Source organism: Streptomyces sp. NPDC051051 (genome assembly GCF_040682975.1).
In the GTDB taxonomy this organism is placed as follows: domain Bacteria; phylum Actinomycetota; class Actinomycetes; order Streptomycetales; family Streptomycetaceae; genus Streptomyces.
Genome location: NZ_JBFBCB010000002.1, coordinates 47,853 through 74,346, shown reverse-complemented (window position 1 = coordinate 74,346; position 26,494 = coordinate 47,853). Strand labels below are relative to the sequence as shown.

22 protein-coding genes are annotated in these 26,494 nt (G+C 74.2%); 9 read left to right on the top strand and 13 right to left on the bottom strand.

The features are described 5' to 3' along the window. Positions 1 to 93 precede the first annotated feature (93 nt). The 5 genes from AB0N31_RS02000 (at position 94) to AB0N31_RS01980 (ending at position 5,350) form a co-directional block, all read left to right on the top strand. Positions 94 to 441: a PRC-barrel domain containing protein gene (locus tag AB0N31_RS02000; protein ID WP_366056378.1), complete on the top strand. Its 348-nt coding sequence runs from the start codon at positions 94 to 96 to the stop codon at positions 439 to 441. Between the two features lie 103 nt (positions 442 to 544). Continuing rightward, on the top strand, positions 545 to 2,185 hold the full coding sequence (gene pgm, locus AB0N31_RS01995; protein ID WP_366056377.1) for a phosphoglucomutase (alpha-D-glucose-1,6-bisphosphate-dependent): 1,641 nt from the start codon (positions 545 to 547) through the stop codon (positions 2,183 to 2,185). A gap of 260 nt (positions 2,186 to 2,445) precedes the next feature. Then, positions 2,446 to 3,315 (top strand): PP2C family protein-serine/threonine phosphatase, encoded by an 870-nt coding sequence (locus AB0N31_RS01990; protein WP_366056376.1) that lies wholly within the window; start codon positions 2,446 to 2,448, stop codon positions 3,313 to 3,315. 50 nt (positions 3,316 to 3,365) lie between these two features. Continuing rightward, entirely contained in the window at positions 3,366 to 4,373 is a 1,008-nt protein-coding gene (locus AB0N31_RS01985) for an MASE1 domain-containing protein (RefSeq protein ID WP_366056375.1), read from the top strand. Between the two features lie 269 nt (positions 4,374 to 4,642). Continuing rightward, positions 4,643 to 5,350: a ribonuclease H gene (locus AB0N31_RS01980; RefSeq protein ID WP_366056374.1), complete on the top strand. Its 708-nt coding sequence runs from the start codon at positions 4,643 to 4,645 to the stop codon at positions 5,348 to 5,350. Between the two features lie 15 nt (positions 5,351 to 5,365). Here AB0N31_RS01980 and AB0N31_RS01975 read toward each other — a convergent pair whose 3' ends face one another. The 3 genes from AB0N31_RS01975 to AB0N31_RS01965 form a co-directional block, all read right to left on the bottom strand. Then, positions 5,366 to 5,818, bottom strand: coding sequence for an SRPBCC family protein (locus AB0N31_RS01975; RefSeq protein WP_366056373.1), 453 nt, complete (start codon positions 5,816 to 5,818; stop codon positions 5,366 to 5,368). 75 nt (positions 5,819 to 5,893) lie between these two features. Beyond that, on the bottom strand, positions 5,894 to 6,718 hold the full coding sequence (locus AB0N31_RS01970; protein ID WP_366056372.1) for a tyrosinase family protein: 825 nt from the start codon (positions 6,716 to 6,718) through the stop codon (positions 5,894 to 5,896). 33 nt (positions 6,719 to 6,751) lie between these two features. Beyond that, positions 6,752 to 7,162, bottom strand: coding sequence for a tyrosinase cofactor (locus tag AB0N31_RS01965; protein ID WP_366056371.1), 411 nt, complete (start codon positions 7,160 to 7,162; stop codon positions 6,752 to 6,754). A gap of 349 nt (positions 7,163 to 7,511) precedes the next feature. Here AB0N31_RS01965 and AB0N31_RS01960 point away from each other — a divergent pair, with 349 nt between their 5' ends. The 3 genes from AB0N31_RS01960 (at position 7,512) to AB0N31_RS01950 (ending at position 10,459) form a co-directional block, all read left to right on the top strand. Further along, the gene (locus tag AB0N31_RS01960; protein ID WP_366056593.1) at positions 7,512 to 8,750 is read left to right on the top strand and encodes an FAD-dependent monooxygenase; all 1,239 of its coding nucleotides are present in this window, start codon (positions 7,512 to 7,514) and stop codon (positions 8,748 to 8,750) included. A 148-nt stretch (positions 8,751 to 8,898) separates the two neighbouring features. After that, positions 8,899 to 9,882, top strand: coding sequence for an aldo/keto reductase (locus tag AB0N31_RS01955; protein WP_366056370.1), 984 nt, complete (start codon positions 8,899 to 8,901; stop codon positions 9,880 to 9,882). 82 nt (positions 9,883 to 9,964) lie between these two features. Beyond that, positions 9,965 to 10,459, top strand: a complete 495-nt coding sequence (locus AB0N31_RS01950; RefSeq protein WP_366056369.1) for a DUF6328 family protein — start codon at positions 9,965 to 9,967, stop codon at positions 10,457 to 10,459. A 77-nt stretch (positions 10,460 to 10,536) separates the two neighbouring features. Here AB0N31_RS01950 and AB0N31_RS01945 read toward each other — a convergent pair whose 3' ends face one another. Beyond that, complete coding sequence (locus AB0N31_RS01945; RefSeq protein WP_366056367.1) at positions 10,537 to 11,574, bottom strand: hypothetical protein; 1,038 nt, start codon at positions 11,572 to 11,574, stop codon at positions 10,537 to 10,539. A 152-nt stretch (positions 11,575 to 11,726) separates the two neighbouring features. Next, entirely contained in the window at positions 11,727 to 12,698 is a 972-nt protein-coding gene (locus tag AB0N31_RS01940; RefSeq protein ID WP_366056366.1) for an LLM class F420-dependent oxidoreductase, read from the bottom strand. Positions 12,699 to 12,796: 98 nt separating this feature from the next. Here AB0N31_RS01940 and AB0N31_RS01935 point away from each other — a divergent pair, with 98 nt between their 5' ends. Then, positions 12,797 to 14,257, top strand: coding sequence for a serine hydrolase domain-containing protein (locus tag AB0N31_RS01935; RefSeq protein WP_366056365.1), 1,461 nt, complete (start codon positions 12,797 to 12,799; stop codon positions 14,255 to 14,257). Between the two features lie 45 nt (positions 14,258 to 14,302). Here AB0N31_RS01935 and AB0N31_RS01930 read toward each other — a convergent pair whose 3' ends face one another. The 8 genes from AB0N31_RS01930 to AB0N31_RS01895 all read right to left on the bottom strand — a co-directional run bounded on the left by AB0N31_RS01930 (position 14,303) and on the right by AB0N31_RS01895 (position 26,352). Next, positions 14,303 to 15,964 (bottom strand): protein kinase, encoded by a 1,662-nt coding sequence (locus AB0N31_RS01930; RefSeq protein ID WP_366056364.1) that lies wholly within the window; start codon positions 15,962 to 15,964, stop codon positions 14,303 to 14,305. Positions 15,965 to 16,287: 323 nt separating this feature from the next. Beyond that, positions 16,288 to 17,247, bottom strand: a complete 960-nt coding sequence (locus AB0N31_RS01925; protein ID WP_366056363.1) for a threonine/serine dehydratase — start codon at positions 17,245 to 17,247, stop codon at positions 16,288 to 16,290. Between the two features lie 91 nt (positions 17,248 to 17,338). Then, entirely contained in the window at positions 17,339 to 18,400 is a 1,062-nt protein-coding gene (locus tag AB0N31_RS01920) for a polyprenyl synthetase family protein (RefSeq protein ID WP_366056592.1), read from the bottom strand. A gap of 47 nt (positions 18,401 to 18,447) precedes the next feature. Next, positions 18,448 to 19,518 (bottom strand): tetratricopeptide repeat protein, encoded by a 1,071-nt coding sequence (locus AB0N31_RS01915; RefSeq protein WP_366056362.1) that lies wholly within the window; start codon positions 19,516 to 19,518, stop codon positions 18,448 to 18,450. A gap of 233 nt (positions 19,519 to 19,751) precedes the next feature. Then, entirely contained in the window at positions 19,752 to 22,715 is a 2,964-nt protein-coding gene (locus AB0N31_RS01910; protein WP_366056361.1) for an AAA family ATPase, read from the bottom strand. 78 nt (positions 22,716 to 22,793) lie between these two features. Next, complete coding sequence (locus AB0N31_RS01905; RefSeq protein WP_366056360.1) at positions 22,794 to 23,147, bottom strand: UBP-type zinc finger domain-containing protein; 354 nt, start codon at positions 23,145 to 23,147, stop codon at positions 22,794 to 22,796. Next, complete coding sequence (locus AB0N31_RS01900; protein WP_366056591.1) at positions 23,144 to 24,664, bottom strand: ATP-binding protein; 1,521 nt, start codon at positions 24,662 to 24,664, stop codon at positions 23,144 to 23,146. Before AB0N31_RS01900 ends, AB0N31_RS01905 begins: the two co-directional genes overlap by 4 nt. 11 nt (positions 24,665 to 24,675) lie before the next feature. Next, positions 24,676 to 26,352, bottom strand: a complete 1,677-nt coding sequence (locus tag AB0N31_RS01895) for an FAD-dependent oxidoreductase (protein ID WP_366056359.1) — start codon at positions 26,350 to 26,352, stop codon at positions 24,676 to 24,678. Positions 26,353 to 26,494 lie beyond the last annotated feature (142 nt).

Genomic DNA, 26,494 nt, shown 5'->3' with positions numbered 1-26,494 from the left:
GCGCGGGGACGCCGGGAACCGGTTTCCCGAACGTCTGCCGCGAGCCGTACCGGGCACACGCAGGAACCAGGACACAACCACAGGGAGGACAGCGTGAGCGAATACCGAGGGCACAGCGTCCCGACCGCCGGGCACACGCCCGACGACGACCTGACCGGCTACCAGCTGGACGCCACGGACGGCCACGCGGGCAAGGTCAGCAAGTACTCCGCCGACCTCGGCCCGCAGTTCCTGGTCGTGCGCACCGGCGTCTGGTTCCTCGGCAAGGACGTGGTGCTCCCGGCGGACGCCGTCATGGGCATCGACCACAAGGCGCGCATCGTGCAGGTCTCCCGGACCAAGGACGAGGTGCGGTCGGCGCCCGTCTTCGACGCGGACACGTACCTGGGCGACCCCCGCCACCGCGACCAGCTCGGAGGACGGCACGGTTCGGGACACTGACCCGCGGCACGCGGCCGCGGGCCGGGCCCTCTCGCGGACCGGCCCCCTGACGAGGAAAGATGGGACGGCGAGCGACGGATCAACCCAAGCGGAGGAACGGACCATGCAGCACGAACGAGCGGGTCGGCCGGCCGGCCCCGAGGACCTCGTCGACGTGGCTCGGCTGGTCACCGCGTACTACGCGCTGCACCCCGACCCCGCCGACCCGGCGCAGCGGGTGGCCTTCGGCACGTCCGGGCACCGCGGCTCCTCCCTGAACACGGCGTTCAACGAGGACCACATCGCCGCGACGAGCCAGGCCATCTGCGAGTACCGCACCGCGCAGGGCACCGACGGCCCCCTCTTCCTGGGCGCCGACAGCCACGCCCTGTCCGAGCCCGCCCGGGTCACCGCCCTCGAGGTGTTCGCCGCCAACGACGTGACGGTGCTCATCGACGCCGCCGACGGCTACACGCCCACCCCGGCCGTCTCGCACGCCATCCTCACCCACAACCGGGGCCGTACGGAGGGCCTCGCGGACGGCGTGGTCGTCACCCCTTCGCACAACCCGCCGGGTGACGGCGGCTTCAAGTACAACCCGCCCAGCGGCGGCCCGGCCGGCTCGGACGCGACCTCCTGGATCCAGGACCGCGCCAACGAGATCATCACGGCCGGCCTGAAGGACGTACGCCGCGTCCCCTACCGCCGGGCGCTCGCCGCCCCCGGCACCGGCCGCCACGACTTCCTCGGCGCGTACGTCGCCGACCTGCCGGCCGTCCTGGACCTGGACGCGATCCGTGCCGCGGGCGTCCGCATCGGCGCCGACCCGCTCGGCGGGGCCTCCGTCGCCTACTGGGGCCGGATCGCCGAGGAGCACCGGCTCGACCTGACCGTGGTCAACCCGCTCACCGATCCCACCTGGCGGTTCATGACGCTGGACTGGGACGGCAAGATCCGCATGGACTGCTCGTCGCCGTACGCGATGGCCTCGCTCATCGACCAGCGCGACCGGTTCCACATCGCCACCGGCAACGACGCCGACGCCGACCGGCACGGCATCGTCACGCCGGACGCGGGCCTGATGAACCCCAACCACTACCTGGCCGCCGCCATCGCCTACCTCTACGCCCACCGCGAGCAGTGGCCCGAGCACACCGGGATCGGCAAGACCCTGGTGTCCTCCTCCATGATCGACCGGGTGGCCGCCGATCTCGGCCGCCGTCTCGTCGAGGTGCCCGTCGGCTTCAAGTGGTTCGTGGACGGCCTGGCCGACGGCTCGCTCGGCTTCGGCGGGGAGGAGTCGGCCGGCGCGTCCTTCCTGCGCCGCGACGGCTCGGTGTGGACCACCGACAAGGACGGCATCATCCTGGCGCTGCTCGCCTCCGAGATCACCGCCGTCACCGGGAAGACCCCCTCGGAGCGCTACGCGGCCCTGACGGCCCGCTTCGGCGAGCCCGCCTACGCCCGGATCGACGCCCCCGCGACCCGCGAGGAGAAGGCGCTGCTCGCCAAGCTCTCGCCCGCGCAGGTCACCGCGGACACGCTGGCCGGAGAGCCGGTCACCGGCATCCTCACCGAGGCGCCCGGCAACGGCGCGGCCGTCGGGGGCATCAAGGTGACCACCGAGAACGCCTGGTTCGCCGCCCGCCCCTCCGGCACGGAGGACGTGTACAAGATCTACGGCGAGTCGTTCCTGGGCCCCGACCATCTCCGCCGGGTGCAGGAGGAGGCCAAGGACGTGGTGATGACGGCCCTCGGCGGCTGACGCACACGCCGTGCCGGCCCGCGGCCCGGGCGACGGTGAAGCGGAACGCTCCGTCGCCCGGGCCCACGGCGTCAGCCACAGGTGCGGGTCCTCCCGCACCGGCGGCAGCGCCACGTACGCGCAGCCGGGGCGGCGGCCGTGTGCTCCCGGACAGCCCGCCCCGGCTCGACGCTCCCGACCGCCGACCTGTCGGTATCATCCAATAAACGTAAAAGGCGAGTTTCGCCCCGAAGGGGCTACCGTCCTCTCCGGAGGGAGCCATGGCCCGCAAGCGCCCGACGGACGACGGCGACGAGCTGCTGGCCAGGCTCGGTTCGCTCACCGCCCAGGCGCGCGAACGCGCGGAGCTGCAACGCTCCCGTGTCGAACTCGCCATCGCCCTCCAGCGCGGCATGCTCCCCAGGGACCTGCCCACCGCACGCGGCTACCGGCTCGCCGTCCGGTACGCGCCCGCCTACCACGGCCTCAACGTGGGCGGTGACTGGTACGACGCCTTCCGGATGGCCGACGGCCGTATCGGCCTGTCCATCGGCGACGTCCAGGGCCACAACATCGAGGCGACCGCCTTCATGGGCCAGGTCCGCGTCGGCCTGCGCGCCCTCGCCTCCGTCACCGGCGAGCCCGGCGAACTCCTCGCCGCCACCAACGACCTGCTGCTCTCCCTCGGCGGCCACCTCTTCGCCACCTGCACCTTCATGCGTCTCGACCCGGCGACGGGCGTGCTGGAGAGCGCCCGCGCCGGTCACATCCCGTGCGTGTGGGCCACGGCGGACGGCAGGTCCGGCATCGTCGAGGACGAGGGCGGCCCGCCCCTCGGCGTCCTGGCGGGGATGACGTACCCGGTCACCCGCTACCGGCTCACCCGGGGCGGGGTGTTCGTCCTGCTCACCGACGGCGTCGTGGAGGGGCCCTCGATGAGCGTCGACGAGGGCCTGGACCAGGTCGTGCGGCTCGCGGGTGTCGCCGCCGGCGCCGGCCTGGACGCCCCTGCCCTCGCCACCGCCGTGATGAGGGGCGCCGAGCGCGTCGGGCACGAGGACGACGCCGCCGTCCTGGTCGTCGGACGCGACGGAGCGGACGGCGACGAACACGGAGCGGAGGACGAACGGGGACGGCGCGTTCAGCCATAGGGCCGGTCCCCGCGCCTCCCGCCTCGCCGTGGGCGCGGGCCCGGTGTCTGATGGCTGCTGTGGTGGGAACCAGCGATCTGCGCCGGCCGGCCGTCCTCGCCGCCGAGACGGCGGCGGTCGCGGCCTGCTACTACGCGGCCGGAAAGCTGGGCCTGCTGCGGCAGCTCGTCGTCGAGGGCGCGATCTTCACCCCCATCTGGCCGCCCTCGGGCGTCGCCGTCGCCTGCCTGCTGATCCTCGGACTGCGCTGCTGGGCCGGCATCACGCTCGGTGCGCTGCTCGTCATCCTGTCGCTCACCTCGCCCGACCCCGCCATCGTCTTCAACCTGGCGGGCAACACCGCCGCCCCCGTCTGCGCCTACCTGATGCTGCGCAGGGTGGGCTTCCGCAACGACCTCTCCCGCTTGCGCGACGGTCTCGCCCTGGTGTTCCTCGGGGCGCTGACCGCGATGCTGATCAGCTCGACCGCGGGCGTCGGGGTCCTCGTGCTCACCGACCAGCTGCCCGCGCACGCCTTCTGGTCCGTCTGGCTGGCCTGGTGGGTCGGGGACGCGATGGGCGTCCTCATCGTCACACCCGTCCTGCTCATCGTGCACACCGTCCGCCGGCCACCGCCCCTGACCCGCTGGAAGGAGGCCACGGGCCTGGCCGTCATCGCCCTCGTGGTGATCCCCCTGGCCACCAACAGCTCCGTCAGTCTGCTCTTCCTCGTCTACCCGCTGCTGATCTGGGCGGCCCTGCGCTTCCAGCTCGCCGGCAGCATGCTGTGCGCCCTGGTCACCTCGGTCCTCGCCACCGTCGCGGCCACCGACGGCGTCGGCCCCTTCGCCCACCTGACGCGGACGGAGGTCATGGGCAAACTCCAGGCCTTCAACGGCACCATGGCGCTGACCGCCCTGCTGCTCTCGGCCGTCATCACCGAACAGCGCAACACCCGCCGCTCGGTGGAGCGGGCCTGCCAGGAACTGGTCGAGGTGCTGGAACACCTCACGGCGGGCGACGCGCCGTACGGCCGGCTCCAGAAGGGGACGGAGGACGATCCGCCCCGCGAACCCTAGGGGACCCCGGCGGCCCCGCGACCGAGGGAGCCCCCTGCTGGACGGCGACGGCGACGGCGCCGGGGCCGGGGCCGGGGCGACCGGGCTCGGCGGCGAGCTCCGGTCCGGCCCGACGGGCCCGCCGTTCGGCCGGCTCGCCGCCCGCACCGGCCCGCGGGGCGCGGACTTCCCGGTGATCGACGTCACCACCACCGAGGGCGGGATGCCGCAGACCAGGGGCGTCTCCCGGGCCCCGGGCCGGCCGCGACGGGCCCCGGCCGGGGCATGGCATGATCGTGCGCATGCGTGAACGAGTGGTGGCCGCGTGCGACGGGGCCTCGAAGGGAAACCCCGGTCCGGCGGCCTGGGCCTGGGTGATCTCCGACGACTCCGAGGCCCCGGCCCGCTGGGCGGCGGGCCCGCTCGGCAAGGCCACCAACAACGTCGCCGAACTCACCGCCCTGGAACGCCTGCTGGCCGCGGTCGACCCCGACGTACCGCTGGAGATCCGCATGGACTCGCAGTACGCCATGAAGGCCGTCACCACGTGGCTGCCCGGCTGGAAGCGCAACGGCTGGAAGACCGCCGCGGGCAAGCCGGTCGCCAACCAGGACCTGGTCGTGCGCATCGACGAACTGCTCGACGGCCGCACGGTCGACTTCCGTTACGTGCCCGCCCACCAGGTGGACGGTGACAAGCTGAACGACTTCGCGGACCGGGCCGCCAGCCAGGCGGCGATCGTCCAGGAGCCGGCGGGCAGCGCCCTCGGTTCGCCCGAGCCGCCTCCCGCCCCCGACGTCCCGGCGAAGTCCGGCGCACGCCGCAAGGCCGCCGGGGGCACATCGCCCCGGCGGCCCAGCGGTTCGTCCGCCCGCACGATCAAAGCCAAGTTCCCCGGCCGCTGCGCGTGCGGGCGGTCCTACGCGGCGGGGGAACCGATCGCCAAGAACGATCAGGGCTGGGGCCACCCGGACTGCCGCACGGCGGCCGCCGGGTGACCGTGGCGGCACCGGTCAGACGACCGCGCCGCGCCAGCCGCCGGTCTCGAGACCGCGCTCCTCGATGAACTCCTTGAAGCGCTTGAGGTCACCCTTGGTCTGCCGCTTCACGAAGCCGAGCTTGTCGCCGACGGTCTCGGCGAGACCCTCGGGTTCGAAGTCCAGCTGCAGCATGACCTTCGTGTGGTCGTCGTCGAGGCGGTGGAAGGTCACCACGCCGGCCTGCCGGGCCTGCCCGGCCACCGTCGTCCAGGCGACCCGCTCGTCCGGGATCTGCTCGGTGATCTCGGCGTCGAACTCACGGTGCACGCCGTTCACGGCCGTGACCCAGTGGGTGAGCGTGTCGGTGCGCTGTTCGACGCGCTCCACCCCGCCCATGAATTCCGGGAACGTCTCGAACTGCGTCCACTGGTTGTAGGCCGTGTGCACCGGGACACTGACCTCGATGGATTCCTCGACCTGCGTCACGGTCGTCTCCTCCTCGCTCTCGTCGGGTACGTGGCGCTCGGGTACCCGTGACCCCGGTGGCCAATCCGGCCGCGGTCAGGCGGAGTCGAAGGCGTAGTGAGGGGTGTGGTCGAGCAGGTCCGCCGGCGTGGTGTCGTTCCACGGCTTCATGGTCTCGTGCAGGTCCACCACGTCCGGCGTCCCCGCCGCCGGGACGTACCCCGCCCCCGGGTGCCTGCGCTGCCACGTGGCCCACAGTTTGTCGATGTAGGCGTGGTGCAGCCAGAACACCGGGTCGTTGGGGGAGACCCCGGTGGCCATCTGGCCGCCCACCCAGACGTGCACCCGGTTGTGCAGGTTCACGCCCCGCCACCCCTCCAGATGGTTGCGGAAGCCGTCCGAGCCGCTGTTCCAGGGCGCCATGTCGTACGTCGGCATCGCGAGCACCGAGTCGACCTCGGCCCGCGTCGGCAGCTCGCGCACCCCCGCACCCAGCGCGCGCCGCAGATAGCTCCGCCCGTCGATCCGCACCCCGATGGGCCAGTTGCCGCCGGACGTGGCGAACGGGCCGTCCATCACCCGCCCGTCCAGGCTGCGTCCGGTGCCGCCGAGGAAGTCCGGCGCCCACAGCGAGGAACGCGTCGAGCGGTCGGCGGACCAGTCCCAGTACGGCAGTGCCACCGACGCGTCCACGGACTGGAGCGCCCGCTCGAACTCCAGCAGGAATCTGCGGTGCCAGGGCAGGAAGGACGGTGAACGGTGGCCGGTGCGCTCGCCGTTGTCGGTGTCGCCGACGATGAACGCGTTGTGCGTGGTGACGAAGGCGTCGTAGCGGCCGCTGCGCTTGAGTTCGAGGACGGCGGCGACGAAGCGGCGCTTCTCGTCGGCGGTCAGGGAGGCCTGGTTCTTGCGGACGGTCATCTGCGTGGTGCTCCAAGTGTGCTTGCGGGAAGGTCAGTCGGTCGGGAACGGCAGCAGCCGGGCGCCCTGCAGCTCGTCGACCGCGGCGCGGGCGGCGGCCCGTGGCGTGGGCACCGGGTCGTAGTGGCTGACCACGCTGATCCAGCTGCCGTCGGCGTTGCGCATGACGTGCAGTTCCACGCCGTCGACGAACACCGCGTAGCCGCCGCCGTGGTGACCGCCGCCGGTGGTCGGCCGGCCCTGTATCCGGCGCCCCTTGTAGACCTCGTCGAAGGCGGCGGGGGAGGCGGGGGAGGTCGCGGAGGTGGGGGAGCCGGGCGAGTTCGCGTGGTGATCGCCCGGGGCGGCGTTCGCCGCGCTCGCGGCGGCTGTGCCGACGGCGCCGGCGGCCGCGGCGAGGGCGGCCGCGGTGGTGAGCGCGCGACGACGGCTGAGTTCCGGCATGCGGGACCTCCTGGGGTGCGTTCGGTTGACGACCCCGCATGCCTATCGGCCGACCGGAGAACGGGAGAAATCCCTCAGGACGGGTTGGCTCCGATCCGGACAATCGATAACAAGCCGTGCAATCTTCAATGAAGATGATCTTGCTGTCGGCCGGCTGCCGCGCCCCCCGGAACGGGCAATTCCTTTCCTCGGGAGGGGCCCTTCCGGTGATCCTTCGCGCGCGACCGCTCCGCCGGTGGTGTGGCTCACGCGGAGAAAGTGACGGAATCGCGAAGAAGACCCCACCGTGACCGACCGCGGTGACTGCTACTGTGCGTCGTCGATCGACCACTTTTCGTCATTCCTGGGGGTGTGCGTGAAGGTCGCCTGCGTCGGCGGCGGGCCCGCCGGCCTGTACCTCGCCATCCTGCTCAAGCGGCAGGACCCGTCCCACGACGTCACCGTCCACGAACGCGACCCGGAAGGCTCGACCTACGGCTGGGGCGTCACCTACTGGCGAGGACTCCTCGACCAACTCCACGCCCGCGACCCCGAGTCGGCACGCGCCGTCGAGGAGAACTCCGTCCGCTGGAACCAGGGCGTCGCCCACGTACGGGACCTGGTGACCCGTCAGCCCGGCGACGAGGGTCACGGCATCGGCCGCCACAAGCTCCTGGAGATCCTCGCCGCCCGCGCCCGCGCACTCGGCGTACACCTGGAGTTCGAGCGCGAGATCACGCCCGACACCCTGCCCGAGGCGGATCTGGTCGTCGCGGCCGACGGCGTGCACAGCGCCCTGCGCACCCGTCACGCCCAGCACTTCGGCGCCCGGCTGACGACCGGCCGCAACCCGTACGTCTGGCTCGGCACCACCAAGGTCTTCGACTCCTTCACCTTCGCCTTCGTGGAGACCGACCACGGCTGGATCTGGTGCTACGGCTATCCGTTCAGCTCCGAACGGAGCACCTGCGTCATCGAGTGCTCCCCCGCGACCTGGACCGGCCTCGGCCTGCACCGGGCGGAGGACGCCGGCGGCACGGCACGGCTGGAGAAGCTGTTCGCGCACATCCTCGACGGCCACCCCCTGATCGGCCGCGCCTGCGGCGACGGCGGCGCCGCCTGGCTGACCTTCCGCACCCTGACCAACCGCACCTGGCACCGGGACAACGTCGTCCTGCTCGGCGACGCCGCCCACACCACCCACTACTCCATCGGCGCCGGCACCACCCTCGCCCTGGAGGACGCCTTCGCGCTCGCCGACGCCCTGCGCGACAGCCCCGGCCTCCCGCAGGCCCTCACCCGCTACGAGCGCGACCGCACCGAGGCCCTGCTGACCCCGCAGAGCGCCGCCCGGCACAGCGCCCAGTGGTACGAGAACCTCGACCGCTACATCGACCTGCCCCCGGAGCGGATGTTCGCCCTGCTCGGGCAGCGCCACTCGCCCCTGCTGCCCTACGTCCCGCCCCAGTTGTACTACCGGCTCGACAAGGCCGCCGGGCAGCTGGAAGCCCTGCGCCGCCTCAAGCGCTGGCTCGGCCCCCGGCTCGCCAGGACCGCGCAGAGCAGGACCCCGGCCGCCCGGAAGCAGCCCCACGGCACCCCGCGCTGAGCACGGCCCCACCGAGAAGACCGCCGACCGCCACGGCCCGGCGGTCCGGGCACCCCCACCGTCCGGCCCGCGCCGACGGACGAACCGCAGGTGACAGACCGGACCGGCCGGTTCCGCACCCGGCCGTCACGGATGACAGACTGCCCCCATGGACGAGCGCGAATTCGGCAGGTCTGGTCAGCACGCATCCGTCATCGGTCTCGGCACCTGGCAACTGGGCGCCGACTGGGGTGACGTCGACGACAAGGAGGCCCTGGCGGTACTGGAAGCGGCCGCCGAGTCGGGCGTCACCTTCTTCGACACCGCCGACGTGTACGGCGACGGCCGCAGCGAGCAGACCATCGCCGCCTTCCTGAGCGGACGGCCCGACCTGCACGTGCTGGTCGCCACCAAGATGGGCCGCCGCGTCGACCAGATCCCCGAGAACTACGTCCTCGACAACTTCCGCGCCTGGAACGACCGCTCCCGCCGCAACCTCGGCGTCGACCGCATCGACCTGGTGCAGCTGCACTGCCCGCCCACCCTCGTGTACTCCAGGGACGAGGTCTTCGACGCCCTCGACACCCTGGTGGAGGAGGAGCGCATCGCCCACTACGGCGTCAGCGTGGAGACCTGCGCCGAGGCCCTCACGGCGATCGCCCGGCCCGGCGTGGCCAGCGTGCAGATCATCCTCAATCCGTTCCGCATGAAGCCGCTGCGCGAGGTGCTCCCCGCCGCCCGCGAAGCCGGCGTCGGCGTCATCGCCCGCGTGCCGCTCGCCTCCGGCCTGCTGTCCGGCAAGTACACCAAGGACACCGTCTTCCCGGCGAACGACCACCGCACCTACAACCGGCACGGCGAGTCCTTCGACCAGGGCGAGACCTTCTCCGGAGTCGACTACGCCACCGGCGTCGAGGCCGCCGCCGAGTTCGCCGCCCTCGCCCCCGAGGGGTACACCCCGGCCCAGCTCGCGCTGCGCTGGATCGTCCGGCAGCCCGGCGTGACCACGGTGATCCCGGGCGCCCGCTCCCCCGAACAGGCCCGCGCCAACGCGGCCGCCGCCCGCCTGCCCGAGCTGTCCGAGGAGACCCTGACGGCGATCCGGGACCTGTACGAGCGGCGGATCGAACAGCAGGTCGAGGGCCGCTGGTAGTCGGCACCGCGACCGGGGCGGAGGAAAACGCCGATCAGCGGGTACTCGCCGGGAGAACATCTACTCGAACCGGGGAGGACACGTGAGCACCGCAGTGGGGGACGAGCGTCGCAGAGGTCGTGACGAGACCGAGGAGGAGAGAGCCGACCGGAAGTGGGGCGAGCTGATCCAGGAGGTCCGCGTCGCCCAGACGGGCGTGCAGATCCTCTTCGGTTTCCTGCTCACGGTCGTCTTCACCCCGCGCTACGCGAGCCTCGGGGACACCGAACACGCGATCTACATCGTGACGGTCGTCCTGGGCGCCTGCGCGACGGGCGCCCTGATAGGCCCGGTCTCCCTGCACCGCCTGGTCTCCGGGCGGCGGGTGAAGCCCGAGGCGGTCACCTGGGCCTCCCGGATGACCTTCATCGGCCTGGTGCTGCTGCTGGCCACGATGACCTCCGCCCTGCTGCTGATCCTGCGGGTGGCGACCCACGACGCCTACGTGCCCTACCTGGTCACCGCGGTGGTCGCGTGGTACCTGCTGTTCTGGTTCGGCGTCCCGATGTGGACCCGGCACCGCTACACCTCCCGCTGAGAGGCCTTCCGGACGGCGGCACGGGCGAGCCGGGAGCACGACCGCCCGTACCGCCGTCCGCCGTCCGGCATCCGTGCTCAGTCCGCGGCGCGGGCCCCGCGCAGGGCCGCGATGCAACCGCCGATCGCCTGCTGGAGCTCCTCCAGCTGCCGCACCATGTCGTCCTCGTAGAAATCCTGCGCGTCGTCGAAGGTCAGCTCCTCGAACACCTTCGTCGCCCTCTGCAGGCCGCTGTAGAACTTCGTCCGACGCTCCCGCACCCGCAGCTCGGGGTCGGCCTCGACGGCCTCCACGACGAGGGTCTTCAGCGTGTCGTACGCCTCCGTCGCCCACTCGCCGGCGTTCTCGCCCTCGTCCAGCTCGTCGAGCAGCGACAGATGGCGCTCGGCCTCCTGGCGCAGGTCGGCGGGCGCGTCCACGGTCTGCCCGGCGGGCGTCCTGATCTGCCCGGACTCGGCGATCTGACGGACGTAGCCGATCCGGTCGGCGGAGCGGCTCTCGCTGGCGACGGCCTTCTTCAGGTCGTCGGTGCGCACCACGTCCCGCGCCAGCTCGGTCTGCAGCTCCGGGTCCTCCCTGATGCGGTCCAGGAGCGCGGCACGGGCCGCCCGCGCGGTCGACGGGTCGGCGAGGATCGCGGCGCGCAGTGCCGTCGGGTTCTCGGCCACCTCCAACGCCTTCGTCGGCCGGATGCCCGCGGCCTCCGCGGCCTCCGCGATCGCGGTGCCGCGCTCGGAGGAGGCGCTGGACCGGGACACGTAGTAGGCCGGCCACACGTCGGCGTCCGGCAGTTCGACCTCCTGCCCCGGCGCCAGCTCCTCGAAGTGCGGGACGAGACCGTCGTCGGCGGCGCGGTCCCAGGCCTTGTAATGGCGCATGACGCGCTCCGCGGAGCAGCCGGCCAGTTCGGCGAACTCCCTCGCCGACACCTTCGGCGTCTCCTGCGCGCTCTGCCCGCCCGGCCGGACGCTGCGCGCCACCATCAACCCGAAGGCCCACCCACCGGTCCGCGCGTACCTGCCGAACTCGCGGGCGTCGCGCGCCACGAGGTCGGACGGCGGCGCGGGGGACGCCGCCTCGGCGGCCGTCTCGGACGGGTCGATCGCTACGGTCACGGATGACTCTCCTGTGCAGACTGCGGCAACGCACGCCCCCGGGACGAGGACGCGCAGACCGGCAGCCTAGGACAGTCACCGGCGCCGCCCGCGCCCGTCACGCCGGTGGTGGACCGGGCGGACGGGCCGGGCGGGCAGGTCGCGGCGCGGGATCAGGCGAACGCCTCGCGCAGCGCCGGCAGCAGTGTCTTCTCCGACCAGTCCAGATACGTCGACTGCGCGTCACCCCCGATCTGCACCAGGGCGACCTCGGTGAACCCGGCCTCCGCGTAGGGGCGGACCGCTTCGACGAAGGCGTCCGGGTCGTCGCCGCAGGGGATCGACGCGGCCACGTCGTCCGGGGTGACGAACTGGGTCGCCGCCTCGAAGGAGTCCGGGTGCGGCAGCTCGGAGTTCACCTTCCAGCCGCTGCCGAACCAGCGGAACTGGGCGTGCGCCCGCTTCACCGCCGTGTCCCGGTCGGGGTCGTAGGAGACCGGCAGCTGGCCCACGCGCGGCTTGCCCGAACCGCCGTGCCGGTCGAAGGCCTCCAGCAGCCCCGGCTTCGGTTCGGTGGCGATCACCAGGTCGGCGAGGCGGCCCGCGAGCGCGCACGACTGCTCCCCGGAGACCGCGATGCCGATCTCCGGCGGCTGGTCGGGCAGGTCCCACAGGCGGGCCGAGTCGACGTCGAAGTGCGTGCCGTGACGCGTCACGTGGCCGCCCTCGAAGAGCGCGCGGATGATCTCCACGGCCTCCTCGAGCATCTCGTGCCGCACGTTCACGGGCGGCCAGCCGCCGCCCACCACGTGCTCGTTGAGGTTCTCCCCGGAGCCCAGCCCCAGCCGGAAGCGGCCCTCGGACAGCAGCTGCATCGTGGCCGCCTTCTGCGCCACGATCGCCGGGTGGTAGCGGACCGTGGGACAGGTCACGTAGGTCATCAGCGGGATGCGGGAGGTGGCCTGGGCGGCGGCGCCCAGCACGCTCCACGCGTACGGCGAGTGTCCCTGCGACCGCAGCCACGGGAAGTAGTGGTCCGAGGTCACCGAGAAGTCGAAGCCGGCCTCCTCGGCCCGCACCACATGGCCGACCAGTTCACGGGGGCCGGCCTGCTCGGTCATCATCGTGTATCCGATTCGCACCATGGGGGCCGGGTCCCCCGGCGGGCGGGGGAGGAAACGGGCCGCGGGCGGGACGGGAAATCCCCCCGGTGCCCGCCCGGCGCACGGGGAAGGATGCGGGCATGAGCGCCCGTCCACTGCCTTCCAGCACCCCGTCCGCCCAGGGCGTCGACGCCTCGGGCGTCCTCGCCTTCCTCGACGCCGTCGAGGCGGCCGAGGCCATCGAGCCGCACAGCCTCATGGTCCTGCGGCACGGCCGTGTCGTCGCCGCCGGCTGGTGGGCGCCGTACGCGCCCGACCGCCTCCACCTGCTGTACTCGCTGAGCAAGAGTTTCACCTCCACGGCCGCCGGGTTCGCCGTGGCCGAGGGTCTGATCGGGCTCGACGACCCGGTGATCTCGTACTTCCCCGAGTTCGACGCCGACATCACCGACCCCCGCAGCCGCGCGATGCGGGTACGGCACGTGGCGTCGATGGCGAGCGGGCACGGGGCCGAGACCCTGGACCGGGCCCGCGCCCTCGACCGCGAGGACCTCGTCCGCGGCTTCCTGCTGCTGCCGCCGGACCGCGATCCCGGCACGGTCTTCGCCTACAACCAGCCCGCCACCTACACCCTCGCCGCGATCCTCCAGCGCGTCACCGGCCAGTCGCTCACCGCCTATCTGCGGCCCCGGCTGCTGGACCCGCTCGGCTTCGGCGAGGTCGCCTGGCTGACCGACCGGACGGGCCGCGAGCTGGGATTCAGCGGCCTGCACGGCACCACCGACGCGATCGCCAGACTGGGTCAGCTGTACCTGGGCGAGGGCCGCTGGGAGGGGCGGCGGCTGCTGTCGCCCGAGTGGATCGCCGAGGCGACCCGCGAGCACGTACCGACCGCGGGAGCCATGGGCGACGCCGACCGGCAGGACTGGGACCGCGGGTACGGCTTCCAGTTCTGGCGGTCCCGGCACGGCTACCGCGGCGACGGAGCCTACGGCCAGTTCTGCCTCGTCCTGCCCGAGCACGACGCCGTCGTCGCCACCACCGCGGCGACCCCCGACATGCAGGGCCTGCTCGACCTCGTCTGGGAACATCTCCTGCCGGCGTTCCGCCCGGCCCCGCTGCCCGGCCCCCGGGACGCCGACACGGCACTCGCCGACCGTCTCACCCGCCTCGCCCTTCCGCCCGCCCCCGGGAAGCCCGCGCCGCCGGAACGCCCGCGGGAGTGGCGGGGCGCCGCCTTCACCCCGTACGGCGGTGTCTGCGCCGACCGGCCGAGCCTCACCGGTGTCACCGTCACGGCGGACGGCGACGGCTGGACGCTGGTCCTCGCCGAGGGCGACGACCGCCTGACGGCGCGCCTGGGCACCGGCGCCTGGACCGTGACCGGGGAACCCCTGCCCCTCGCGGCGAGCGGCGGCTGGAGCGACGGCGACACCCTCACCGCGGACCTCGTCCTCCTGGAGACACCCCACCGGCTCCGGGTGACCTGCACCCTCCCGGACGGCACCTTCACCGCCCGCTGGGCCACCCAGCCGCTGCACGGCGGCCCGCTGCGCAGGATGCGCGCGCCGCGCGGCCCGGTCCCGTCCGAGGGAACCTAGGGTCTTTCGTCCGGATCGGGGCGGATCAGAACGGATCGCGCCGGATCAGGCCGGGCCGGGTCGGAAGGTCGTGAGGAAGGCGTCCAGGGCCCGCCGGTTGGCGGTGGTGTCCCAGTCGGCGGCGGGGGTCGTCCAGCGCAGGGAGAAGCCGCGGTGGCCGCCGAGCAGGAAACCGCGGCCGAAGGTGCGCACCCGGGTGCCGTCGACGTCGACGAGCCATTCCATGTCGGCCGCCTCGTAACCCTGGTACGTCGTCGCCTCGATCGCCCCGATGCGCTCGAACCCGTCCACCCCGCGCAGCCCCGGCTCCACGTCCTCGCGCCAGACGGCCACCGGGTCCGGGCCGACCCGCTCGCTGTAGGTGACCGCGAGGGTGCGCGGGTCGCCCTCGGCGCCGAAGGTGACGCGGTAGGCGAGGTCCCCGGAGCGCGCGGTGCCCAGCCGGGTCCAGCCCTCGGGGAGGGCGACGGAGAAGCCCTCGGGCGCCCGGAGGACCCGGAAGCCGGCCGGCGGGGTCCCGGCGGTGGCCGACGGGGAGGCGGCCGTGGGGCTCGGGGCCGGGCCGGTGCTCGCGTCCGGGGAGGTCGCGGGCGGCGAGGAGGGGGCCGACGGGCTGGGGCCCGGCGCCGGCGCACCGGTGACTCTGTCGGCGCCGTCCTCGCCGGGCGGGGCGCCGGGCGAGGACGGACGGGACTGCGCGCTGTCCGACGCCGTCTGTTCGATGCCGGGCAACCGGCCCGTCGCGGCCAGCGCGGCGACCGTCACCGTGACCACGGCCAGCGCGGTCCCCGCAGCCATCGTCCGCCCGCTCCACCGCGGACCGGCGACCCGCGCGACGGCGTACGCCCTCCGCAGCCGGGGCGCGGGCACGGCGTGTGTGTCCTCCTCCAGGGCGCGGACGAGGTTCTGGCGTGCCGTCGGCCGGGTCGTCCGCTCCCGTGAGTCCTTGCGCAGCAGGCCCTGGACGGCGGGTCCGAGCGCACCGGACCGCAGGGGGGTGCGCAGCGGCAGCCGGTCCACGCCCTTCAGCGTGGCCTCCGGCCGGTCCCGGTCCCGGTAGGGCGGACGGCCCTCGACGACCGTGTAGAGGATCGCGCCCACCGCCCACAGATCGGCCGCCGGCCCGATGCGCTCGTCGCGTGCCTGCTCGGGGGAGGCGTACGCCGGGGCCGCGAGCCGGGGGGCGAGGGTCGCGCCCGCGAGGCCGAAGCCGGTGACGACGACCGGGCCGCGCGCCCGCACGAACACCTGACCGGGGCTCAGTTCGCCGTGGGTGATGCCCTCACCGTGGGCCGCCTCCAGCACGTCGAGCAGTTCCAGCCCGATCCGGGCGGCGCGGGCGGGCCGGAACACGCGCCGCTGCTCGATCAGTTGGCCGAGGGGGAGGCCGTCGATCCACTCGGTCACGGTCCACAGGGACCCCGCCTCCACGAGGGCGTCGAGGACGGTGGCGACCCGGCCGGGGCACACCCGGGCCATCGTCTCGGACATCCGCACCACGCGCTCGGCGGCCCGGTGCGCGTCCTCCTCGGCGAGGTCGGCGGGCAGTCCGATCCGGGTGACCAGACACGGCCGGGAACCCGCCGGCCCGTCGGCGTACTCGCCGTACCAGCTGACGCGGTTCGTCTCGCGGTGGACGACGCCGAGGAGCCGGTACCGACCGGCGACCAACTCGTGCGTGGAGACGTGCGCCTTGACCATGGTCATCCCTCGCTGAACCCCGGCTGCTCACCTTTCCCAGTGGTACGGCGGCCGAGAGGGTGCGCGTTCAAGAGCGGAGCGACTCGGGCGGGATTTCTGTCTTTCGGTCAAAAACGGCGCGCGCCCGTGCGGGGAAAGGACATGACTTCGAGCGGTCCGGCCGTCCGACCAGCGGTGAACCCGCGCCGGCCGCCCGGGGAAACGCCCGCGTCGGATGCCTGCGGAAACGCCCGCGCCGGGTGCCCGCGGAAACGCCCGCGGCGGCCGGAAACACCGCGGCGGCCGTCGGCCCTTTCCCGGAAGAGGGCCGCCGCGGACGTCTCCCGGTCTCAGCGCAGGCCGAAGCGCCCGACCCAGGACGCCATGTCCGCGGCCGACGCGTTGCCCCCGCAGACCACCAGTCCCAGCCGGGCGTCGGGGCCCACCCGCTCCACGACCCGCCGGGCGGCCGGCAGCAGACATCCGGCGGCCGGCTCGGTCCACACCTTCGCGTGCTCGGCCAGCTCCAGACAGCCCCGCACGGCCTCCCGGTCCGGCACCACGAGCACCTCGCCGACCAGCGCCGAGACATGCTCGTACGTCAGCGGCGCGACGGTCGGCGCGCTCAGCGTGGTGGAGATGGACGACACCTCCACCGGCACCGGACCGCCGGCCTTCAGCGCCTCCGCCATCGCCTCCGCGCCCTCGGTCTCCACACCCCAGATCCGCACCCCCGGCCGCAGTGCCCGCAGGGCCGCGGCGACACCGGAGATCAGCCCGCCGCCCCCGACGCTGACCAGGACGTCCGTCAGCTCGTCGGCGTCCCGCGCGAGCTCCAGGCCGACGGTGCCCTGACCGGCGACCACCACCGGGTCGTCGAACGGGTGGACCAGGGTCAGCCCCTCGTCCCGCAGGTCGTTCACGAGCGAGAAGGCGCTGCCCATCCCGTCCGTCAGCCGTACCGACGCGCCCGCCTCCTCGACGATCTCGACGGCCCGGGCCGGCGCCGAACGCGGCATGACGACCGTGGCCTTCACGTCGAGGGCGGCGGCCATGACCGCCACCGCGATGCCGTGGTTGCCGCCGCTCACCGCGACCACCCCCGCCGCCCGCTCCGCCTCGGAGAGCGAGAGCAGTTTCGCCGTGGCCCCGCGCGCCTTGAAGGAACCGGTGCGCTGGAGCAGCTCCAGCTTGACGGTGACGGGGACACCGAGCAGCCCGGAGAGTCCGGGACTCGGGAGGGTCGGGGTGCGGACGACGTGCCCGGCGATCCGCTCCGCCGCGGCTTCGATGTCCGTGATGCCGATCAAGACGACCACCTTTCCTGCGCGCTGTGCCGCGCGCGCTCCCCGTACCCTGTCGCGCGGCGGGGACCCAGGTCAACCGGGGTCCGGACGGTGGTCAGAGGTCGCGTCGCACCAGGAAGTCCAGCAGCGACCGCAGGTCGTCCGCGGCCCCCGCCCGCAGCGGCACCCCGGCGAGCGCCGACTCCACGGCGGACACCTGCCGGCGCGCCTCGGCGAGTGCCGCCGCCCGGCCCCCTGCCTCCTCGGCGAGTGCCGCCGCCTCGACGGGGTCGCCCCCCGACTCCAGCAGCCGGGCGAGGCGCCGGGCCGCCGGCCGGGGGGACTCCAGGGCCGCCAGCACCGGAAAGGTCTTCTTGCCCTCGCGCAGGTCACCGTGGACGGGCTTGCCGGTCACGGCCGGATCGCCCCAGATCCCCAGCAGGTCGTCGACCACCTGAAAGGCGATTCCGAGATGCCGTCCGGCGCGGTCCAGCGCGGTGACGGTCGTCTCGGGGGCCCCGCCGAGCACGGCGCCCAGCGCGGCCGCGCAGCCCAGCAGCGCGCCGGTCTTGCCCTCGGCCATCGCCCGGTACGCGTCCGGCCGCACCCGCTCGGGCCCCGACCAGGGCCGCGCGGCGAACAGCAGGTCGTCGGCCTGCCCGTGGACCAGCCCGGCGAGCGCCCCGGACAGCAGCCGTACGCCGCCGGCGCCGCCGGGGGCCGCGGCGAGGGTCTCGACGGCCAGGGCGAACAGGGCGTCACCGGCGAGGACCGCGGGTCCCGTGCCGTAGGCCTTCCAGACCGTGGGGCGGCGCCTTCGCGTGGGGTCGCCGTCCATGATGTCGTCGTGCAGCAGGGAGAAGGCGTGCACGAGTTCGACCGATACGGCCGCGGCGACCCCGGCCCGTGCGGGCGCCCCCGCCGCCTCGGCGCCGAGCACGGCGAGGGCCTGCCGCAGCCCCTTCCCGCCGGAGGCGGAGCCCTTCCCGCCGGAGGCGGAGGTGGGCGCCCCGCCCACCTCGCACCAGCCGAAGGAGTACGCGGCCATCTCGCCCACCCACGGGTGCAGTCGGCCGACCGCTTCCGCCAGCGCGGGTCGCACCAGCGTGCGGCAGCGGTCGAGGACGGCGGGGGCGGCCGGCCCCGCCGCCGGTGCGGCCGCCGTCGTGGAGAGCACCGTGGACGAAGGGGCCGTCGCGGAGAGCGCGGTGGTGGAGAGTGCCGTCACCGTGCGGCCTCCGCGGTTGCGCCGCCCGGACGGCCGGCGGCCGTCCCGATGCCGAGCTCCTCCTCGGCCCGCGCCACCATCTCCCGCGCGTGCCGCAACCCGATCCGCTCCAACTCCGCTGCCAGTCGCGTCAGTTCCATGGCCGTCTCGGAGCGGTCGCGGCCCAGGCGGGCCAGTGACTTGGCCAGCCCGAGCCGGGCGAGGGCCGTCCCGCGCGGCTCGCTCATCGCGCCGAACTCCGCGAGGGCCTGCTGGTAGAGGTCCCGCGCCTCGGCGTAACGGGCCGCCCGGTACAGGACGTTGCCGCGCATCTTGTGGTTGTAGGCCAGCGCGCCGGTGAGGTTCATCGCACGGCAGGCCGTCTCCGCCTCGGCCAGCAGGGCGAGGGCGCGCTCGGTGTCGCCGTCCCGCACGGAGACGACGTCCGCCAGGCCGCGCAGCGCCCAGGCGTGGCCCCGCCGGTCGTCGGCGCGCGCGGAGATCTCGGCCGCCTCCTGGAACAGCGCGTAGGCGGTGTCGAAGTCCCCGGAGTTGCGGTGCATCTGCGCGATGCCCTCCAGCGCCCACACCGTGTGCCGTGCCTCGCCGCGCCGGCGGGCCTCGGCCAGGAGCTGCTCGTGCAGTCTGCCGACGGCCTCGTAGTCGCCCTGGATGCGGCCGGTCTCCGCGAGCCCGGCCAGCGAGTAGCCCCGGACGACGACGTCCCCGCCGCGCTCCCCGAGGTCGGCCGCCAGCGCCAGCAGCCGCCGGGCCAACGGGAAGGCGCCCCGCTGCCGGGCCAGGGTGCCGCCGCTCCACAGGGCCCACGCCATGGCCGCCACGTCGCCCGCGTCCCGGGCCGCGCGGTAGCTCGCCTTCCAGGCCCGGTCGGCCTCGCGCACCTGGCCCAGCCTGCGGTGCGCCTCGGCGACCGCGAGCCCGGAGCGCGCCGCCTCGGCCCGCTCACCGGCCCGCTCGGCCGCCGCCAACTGCTCGGTGCCGGCGGTCAGTACGTCGACCAGGGACGAGTTCACGGACAGGGTGGTGAGGGCGCCCTGGTACTCCGGGGCGAAAGCCTTGCCGTACATCGATTCCTTTCGGCCATCATGTATGCACTGTGTGTATACATGGCGTGTATAGTGTGTCCGGAAAACGCCCCGGTCGAGGAGACGACCGGGGCGGGCGTCACCGGACGCCGTGTGTCGTTGCCGGTCAAGACGTGTGTGCGGCGGGCCGGGTTGCCTGTGAGGCGCAGATCACTCGACGGGCCGCGGTACGGCGGGCCGCCAGGGCGGCGGGGGAGGGGTCTCGCCCCCCGTGCTCAGCCCGGCGCGTCCGTCCCGGTCTCCAGCAGTCCCTCCCGATGGGCGATCGCCGCCGCCTCCGTACGGCCGGCCGCGCCCAGCTTCGCCAGGATGTTGGAGACGTGGACGCTGGCCGTCTTGGCGCTGATGAACAACTCCTCGCCGATCTGCCGGTTGCTGCGGCCGAGGGCGAGCAGCCGCAGGACGTCCCGTTCCCGGGCCGTGAGGGCCGCCGGTCCCTTCCGGCCGGACGCGACGGGCGCCAGGCGGCCCCGCCGGACGAGGGCGTCCACCCGTGCCAGCAGCGGCGCCGCCCGCAGTCGTACGGCCGTCTCCCGGGCGGCGCGGGCCTCGCCGGCCGCCTCCTCGCGCCGGCCGGCGGCCAGCAGGGCCTCCGCCAGCCGCAACCGGCAGCGCGCCCGCTCGTACACGTCGCCGAACTCGAACGCCGCCACCGCCCGCTCCCAGGCCGCCGAGTCCGGCTCGCCGGCCGCCCGCGCCCGCTCGGCCTCGGCCCGGGCCAGCCAGGCCTGCCCCTCCGGGCCCTGCGGCCCCCCGGCCGCGCCGTGCAGCGCCGCCGCCCGCGCCAGGTCGAGGAGTTCGGCCGCGACCGCCGACCAGCGGGCCGCCGATGCCCCGTCGCCGCCGGTGCGGGCCGAGGCGGCCGTGTCGGCGACCGGTGTCAGCGCGAGCGCGGCGAGCCGGACGGTGACGTCGGGACGCTTGCCCGCGTCGTCGGTGAGCGCCTCGACGGAGGCACGCACCTGGGCCACCGCCGCCTCGGCATCGCCCCGCAGGGCCGCCGCGTCGGTGAGGACGACGGCCGCCACCAGCGCCGCCATCCAGTCGGGGGCGCCCTCCGTCAGGGCCCGTGCCCGCTCGACGGCACCCTCCTCCCCACGGGCCAGCGCGATGTACAGGGCGGGCCCCGCCGCGTACCCGCCCGCCGACGGCAGGACGGCGAGGTCGTTCGCCGCCGTCCGCACGCACTCGTCCCAGCGGCCCAGGGTGTGCAGCAGCACCAGCTGGAGATAACGCATCTCCAGCGGATACGGCGAGGAGAGCAGGCCCGCCCGGCGGGCCCGGTCCAGGCCGTCGGCCAGCCAGGGCAGGCACTCCTCGAACTCCCCGGCCTCGTAGCAGCCGATGGCCAGGTTGAACAGGGCCCGCATCTCCACGGGGGCGCTGCCCGCCCGCCGGGCCAGTTCACGGGCCTCCCGCAGGCGGGCGCGGCCCTCGGGGGAGCGCCGTCCACCGCCCTCCAGGACGGCCAGCGAGATCAGCAGGTCGGCCTGCGCGTCGGTCACCCCCAGCCGGTCGGCCACCTCCAGCGCCCGGCGGGCCACCCGCAGGGCGGTGTCGCCGTCGCCCACCTGACGGGCCGCCAGGACATGGGTGGCCGCGGCCCACACCCACGTCGGGGACGGCGGCTCGGCCGGGATCATCGCCAGGGCCTCGCTGCTGTAGCGGAAGGCGGCCGTGAGACTGTCGACGCCGAGCAGGGTCCCGGCCAGCGTGTACCGCACGCGCGCGGCGAGTTCGGAATCGGCGTCCTGGTCCACCCCGGCGAGCGCGGCGCGGGTCAGGGAGACCGCGCGGTGCCCCTGACCGGCGTGTGCGGCGGCCGCCGAGGCGCGCAGCATGAGCGTGACCCGGTCGCCGCCCCCGCCCGCCGGCCGGGCGGCGGCGTCCACCGCGGGCCACAGGTCGAGCGCGGTCTCCAGATGGCGCAGCTCCTCGGCGGGCGCCCCGACCCGCTGGGCATGGTCGGCCGCCTCCAGCGACGCGGCGAGCGCCTCCGGCAGGTCGTGGCTCTCGCGGTAGTGGTGGGCCCGCTCGGCGGCGGTCTCGGCGCGCCGACCCCGTGCCGCCAGCAGCCGGGCGAACGCGCCGTGCAGCCGGGCCCGTTCCCCCGGGAGGAGATCGGCGTACACCGCCTCGCGGGCGAGCGCGTGCCGGAAGGCGTACGTGTCGCCCGCGCCCGCGGCCAGGAGCTGCCGGCCGACGGCCTCGCGCAGCGCCGACTCCAGCTCGTCCTCGGGCAGCGCGACCGCGTCCCGCAGCAGGTCGTGCTCGACCCGCCGGCCGGCCACCGCCGCCGTCCGCAGCACCAGCTGCGCGGTCTCGGAGAGCTGCTCCACGCGGATCAGCAGCAGGTCGGCCAGGCCGCTCGGCACCCCGCCCGCCCCGGTGTCCGTCGCGGCCAGCAGTTCCTCCGCGTAGAAGGCGTTGCCCTCGGCGCGCTCCACGATCCGGCGGACCGTGGCGTCCGGCAGCGGACGGTCCTCCAGGGCGCGCACCAGACGGGTCACGTCGGCGTCCGGCAGGGGCCGCAGCTCCAGCCGCTCCACGCCCGGCAGCCGCACCAGTTCGGCCAGCAGCGGCCGCAGCGGATGGCGGCGGTGCAGATCGTCCGCACGGTAGGAGGCCAGCACCGCGAGCCGGTGGGCGGGCGCACCGCCCGCGGGCCGCTGGAGCACACCCCGGCTCAGCAGGAACCGCAGCAGGTCCCGCGAGGACTCGTCCGCCCAGTGCAGGTCCTCCAGGACCACCAGGAGCGGGGCGACCTCCGCGAGGTCGGCGAGCAGACCCGCCACCCCCTCGAACAGCCGCAGCCGCCCGCCCAGGTCGCGGACGGCGTCGTCGGGGCCGCCGCCGAGCAGCCGGTCGACGACGGGATGCGCGGCCAGCACGGCCGCGAAGCGTTCGTCCCCGGCGAGCACGCCGAGGATCTCGGTGAACGGCAGGTAGGGCAGGCCGACGTCACCGAGGTCGACGCAGTGCCCGGTCAGCACGGTCGCGCCGGTGCGCGCGGCCCGCGCCGCGATCTCGTCCAGCACCCGGGTCTTGCCGACGCCGGCGTCCCCGGCGAGCAGCACCGCCCGCGCCTCCCCGGCGCGGGCGCGCTCCAGTACGCCGGAGAGCCGGGCGACTTCCTCGTCCCGGCCGATGAACGCGGTGGCGAACGCTGTGGGTGGCACGGCTCCATCCTGGCACGCGGCACCGACGGCACCGCCCGGGAGCGGGGCGGACCCCGCAGGGGAACGGGCTGCCGGGCGTCAGCGGTTCAGCGACCGCGCCCAGTCGTCCGGCACCCGCCCCGCCGGGCCGGGCGCGGGCTGGTCCAGGGGGTGGCAGGACGGCTCCACCAGCTCCGGGCCGGACTCGTACAGCTCGTCGCCGTCGTAGTCCCAGAACCAGTCCTCGCCCGGCTCGAAGCTCTGCACCAGGGGATGCCCGGTGGACTTCCAGTGCGCGGTGGCGTGCTGGGCGGGGGAGGAGTCGCAGCAGCCGATGTGGCCGCATCGGGCGCAGCGCCGCAGATGGAACCACCAGCCGCCGCTCGCGTCGCACTCGACGCAGCCGGCGCCGCTCGGCGGGACGCTCGGATCGATGGCGTGGGCGTCGGTCATACGGGCTCCTCGGCGGTGTCGGACGCGGTGTCGGAGGTGCTTTCGGCGTCGGCGTCGGCGTCGGCGTCGGTGCCGGCGTCGGTGCCGGCGTCGGTCGTGGGGTGCGGCGCGGTCAGCGGCAGCAGCACCTGGAAGCGGGTGTCGCCCGGCGCGGACTCGACCTGGAGGCTGCCGTGGTGCTTGTTGACGACGATCCGCCAGGAGATGTCCAGGCCGAGGCCGGTGCCCTCGCCGACCGGTTTCGTGGTGAAGAAGGGGTCGAAGATCCGGCTGCGGACGTCCGCCGGGATGCCGGGCCCGGTGTCGCCGAACTCGACCAGCAGCCGGTCGCCCTCGCGCGCGGTCCGCACGGTCAACGTGCCTTCCCCGCCGGCGCTGTTGATGGCGAAGACCGCGTTGTCGACGAGGTTCGTCCACACCTGGTTCAGCTCCGCCGGGTACGCGGGGACGTCCGGCACGCCACGATCGTAGTCCTTGACGACCTCGATGCTCCGGCCGATCTTCCCGGACAGCATCAGCAGCGTGCTGTCGAGGAGTTCGTGGACGTCGACGACCCGGTAGGGGGCGCGGTCGAGCTGCGAGTACTGCTTGGCCGCGTCGACGAGACGGGAGATCCGGTTGGTGGAGTCGTCGATCTCGTCCATCAACAGCTCGGTCTCGACGGTGTAGTTGAGCCAGCCGATCGCGTTGGGCAGGATGTCGGCCGCCACGGCCGCCGCGACCTGCTCCAGCCAGTCCACGTCGAGTCCGGCCTGCACGAACGTCGGCGCGATCCGCCAGCCCTCCGGGATGCCGTGGTCGTCGAGCCAGTCGGTCAGCTCGTCCTCCCGGTCGGAGGCCTCCAGGGGGCTCAGCACCGGGGCCTTGGCGACCCGTTCGGCGGTGCGCTCCTGGATCTCGATCAGTCCGGCGAGCACCTCGCGGGAGTAGGCGCCCTGCGAGATCACGGCGAGCTTGTGCCGCATCTTCGCCACCCGCTCCCGCAGCGTCGCCGTGGCCCGTACGGCCGCGGCGGCCGGGTTGTTCAGCTCGTGCGTGAGCCCGGCCGACAACGAGCCGAGCGCCAGCAGCCGTTCGCGCTGGCCGACGGCCCGCTGGGTGCTCTTCGAGCCGAAGAACAGCCCCTCCAGCAGGTGCGCGGCCATCGGGAACCACTCCTGCATGACGTCCGAGAACGACTGGGCCGGCAGCACGAAGAAGCGGGTCGGCTCGGTCACCCGCATCGAGTTGGTGTAGACCTGCGGCACCCGGTCCCCGAGGTAGGCCTGCATCGCGCCCGCGTACACACCGCGCTGCGAGGTGCGGCTGACCTCGACGTCGTCGCCCCCGACCCGGCGGTACAGCACCACCGTGCCCTCGAGCATCACGTAGAAGCAGGTCGCCGGGTCGCCCTCGGTGTAGACCGGACCTGCCTCGAACCGCTCCACCCGCCCCTCGGCGCACAGCCGTCCGAGCTGCTCGGGGGAGAGCTTCTCGAACAGGAACAGCGTGCTGATCTCGGCCGGGTCGCAGGGCATCGGCGTCCCGCTCACGACTGCTCCAGATAACGGTGGACGAGCATGACGGCCATGGCTCCCTCTCCGACGGCGGACGCGACGCGCTTGGCGGACTCGGCGCGCGCGTCGCCCGCCACGAACACGCCGGGGATGTTGGTCTCCAGGTGGTACGGCGGCCGGTCCAGCTCCCATTCCGCCGGCGGCCGCCCGTCCGGGGTGAGGTCCGGCCCGGCCAGGATGAACCCGCGCTCGTCGCGCAGCACGGTGCCGTCCAGCCAGTCGGTCAGCGGGGCCGCGCCGATGAACACGAACATCCACTGCGCGTCGACGAGTTCGCTCGCCCCGCTGTCCACGTCCCGCAGCGTGAGCTGTTCCAGGTGCTCCGCCCCGTGCGCTGCCTCCACGACGGTACGGGTCCGCACCGAGATGTTCGGCGCCTCCTCGATCTGCTGGATCAGGTAGTACGACATCGACGCCGCCAGAGACTCGCCGCGCACCAGCAGCGTCACCGACTTGGCGCCCCGCGCCAGGTACATCGCCGCCTGGCCCGCCGAGTTGGCGCCGCCCACGATGTACACGTCCTGCCCCTGGCAGGAGGCAGCCTCGGTGAGCGCCGAGCCGTAGTACACCCCGCAGCCGGTCAGGTCGTCGCAGCCCGGCGCCAGGAGCTGCCGGTACGACACACCGGTCGCCAGGATCACGCTGTGCGCGGCGACCGCCGAGCCGTCGGAGAACCGCACGACGCGGGCGGCGCCGTTGACCTCCAGTCCCGTCACCTCGCGCGCGGTGAGGATCTCGGCGCCGAACCTGGCGGCCTGGCGGCGGGCCCGGTCGGTGAGCTGCGCGCCGGACACGCCGTCGGGGAAGCCGAGGTAGTTCTCGATGCGGGAGCTCTGCCCGGCCTGCCCGCCGGTCGCCGACCGCTCCACCAGTACCGTCCGCAGCCCCTCCGAGGCGCCGTAGACGGCCGCGCCGAGCCCGGCCGGGCCGCCGCCGATCACCACCAGGTCGTAGAACTCGGCCTCCGGGGTCGTCGCCAGCCCCACGCGGGCGGCCAGCTCGGGAGCGTCCGGCTCGGTCAGCGGGGTGCCGTCGGGGGTGATCACCAGCGGCAGTCGCCGGCCGTCCGCGCCGGCCGCGGCGAGCAGCCGCCGTCCCTCCGGCTCGTCGGAGGAGTACCAGCGGTAGGGGACCTGGTTGCGGGCCAGGAACTCCCGCACGTCGGAGGAGCGCGCCGACCAGCGGTGCCCGACGACCTTGGTGGCCGGCACGGGCCGGTGGTCGCTGGCGCGCCAGGCCGCGAGCAGGTCGTCCAGAACCGGGTAGAGCTTCTCCTCCGGCGGGTCCCACGGCTTGAGGAGGTAGTGGTCGAGGTCGACCACGTTGATCGCGTCGATCGCCGCGTCGGTGTCGGCGTACGCGGTCAGCAGCACGCGCCGCGCGCCGGGATACACGTCCAGTGCCTGTTCGAGGAACTCGATGCCGTTCATCTGCGGCATGCGGTAGTCCGCGAGGATCACGGCCACCAGGTCGCCCCGCAGCTTCAGCTCGCGCAGGGCGTCCAGCGCGGACTCGCCGGACTCGGCGCGCACGATCCGGTACGCGGCGCCGTAGCGGCGCCGCAGGTCGCGGGCGACGGCGCGGGAGACCCCCGGGTCGTCGTCCACGGTCAGAATGACGGTCCGCGCGGTCTCGGCGGCCTGTGCCATACGTCTCCCACCCCGAGGGTTCAGGACTCGCGGCACGGCGGGCCCCGCGCCGGTTCCCGCCCATCGTATGTTCGATCGCCCGCGTCCGCTCCGGGGCCGGCGGGGCCGTGCACTCCCGGTACAGGACGGGGCACCGTCGGTC

Excerpts from the sequence above, each read along its gene's own strand:
- AB0N31_RS01900 (WP_366056591.1), bottom strand. The coding sequence starts at position 24,664 with ATGCCCTGCGACCCGGCCGAGATCAGCACGCTGTTCCTGTTCGAGAAG.
- AB0N31_RS01895 (WP_366056359.1), bottom strand. The coding sequence starts at position 26,352 with ATGGCACAGGCCGCCGAGACCGCGCGGACCGTCATTCTGACCGTGGAC.
- AB0N31_RS01905 (WP_366056360.1), bottom strand. The coding sequence starts at position 23,147 with ATGACCGACGCCCACGCCATCGATCCGAGCGTCCCGCCGAGCGGCGCC.
- AB0N31_RS01935 (WP_366056365.1), top strand. The coding sequence starts at position 12,797 with ATGAGCGCCCGTCCACTGCCTTCCAGCACCCCGTCCGCCCAGGGCGTC.
- AB0N31_RS01985 (WP_366056375.1), top strand. The coding sequence starts at position 3,366 with ATGGCTGCTGTGGTGGGAACCAGCGATCTGCGCCGGCCGGCCGTCCTC.
- AB0N31_RS01980 (WP_366056374.1), top strand. The coding sequence starts at position 4,643 with ATGATCGTGCGCATGCGTGAACGAGTGGTGGCCGCGTGCGACGGGGCC.
- AB0N31_RS01990 (WP_366056376.1), top strand. The coding sequence starts at position 2,446 with ATGGCCCGCAAGCGCCCGACGGACGACGGCGACGAGCTGCTGGCCAGG.
- AB0N31_RS01930 (WP_366056364.1), bottom strand. The coding sequence starts at position 15,964 with ATGACCATGGTCAAGGCGCACGTCTCCACGCACGAGTTGGTCGCCGGT.
- AB0N31_RS01955 (WP_366056370.1), top strand. The coding sequence starts at position 8,899 with ATGGACGAGCGCGAATTCGGCAGGTCTGGTCAGCACGCATCCGTCATC.
- pgm (WP_366056377.1), top strand. The coding sequence starts at position 545 with ATGCAGCACGAACGAGCGGGTCGGCCGGCCGGCCCCGAGGACCTCGTC.
- AB0N31_RS01970 (WP_366056372.1), bottom strand. The coding sequence starts at position 6,718 with ATGACCGTCCGCAAGAACCAGGCCTCCCTGACCGCCGACGAGAAGCGC.
- AB0N31_RS01965 (WP_366056371.1), bottom strand. The coding sequence starts at position 7,162 with ATGCCGGAACTCAGCCGTCGTCGCGCGCTCACCACCGCGGCCGCCCTC.
- AB0N31_RS01940 (WP_366056366.1), bottom strand. The coding sequence starts at position 12,698 with ATGGTGCGAATCGGATACACGATGATGACCGAGCAGGCCGGCCCCCGT.
- AB0N31_RS01915 (WP_366056362.1), bottom strand. The coding sequence starts at position 19,518 with ATGTACGGCAAGGCTTTCGCCCCGGAGTACCAGGGCGCCCTCACCACC.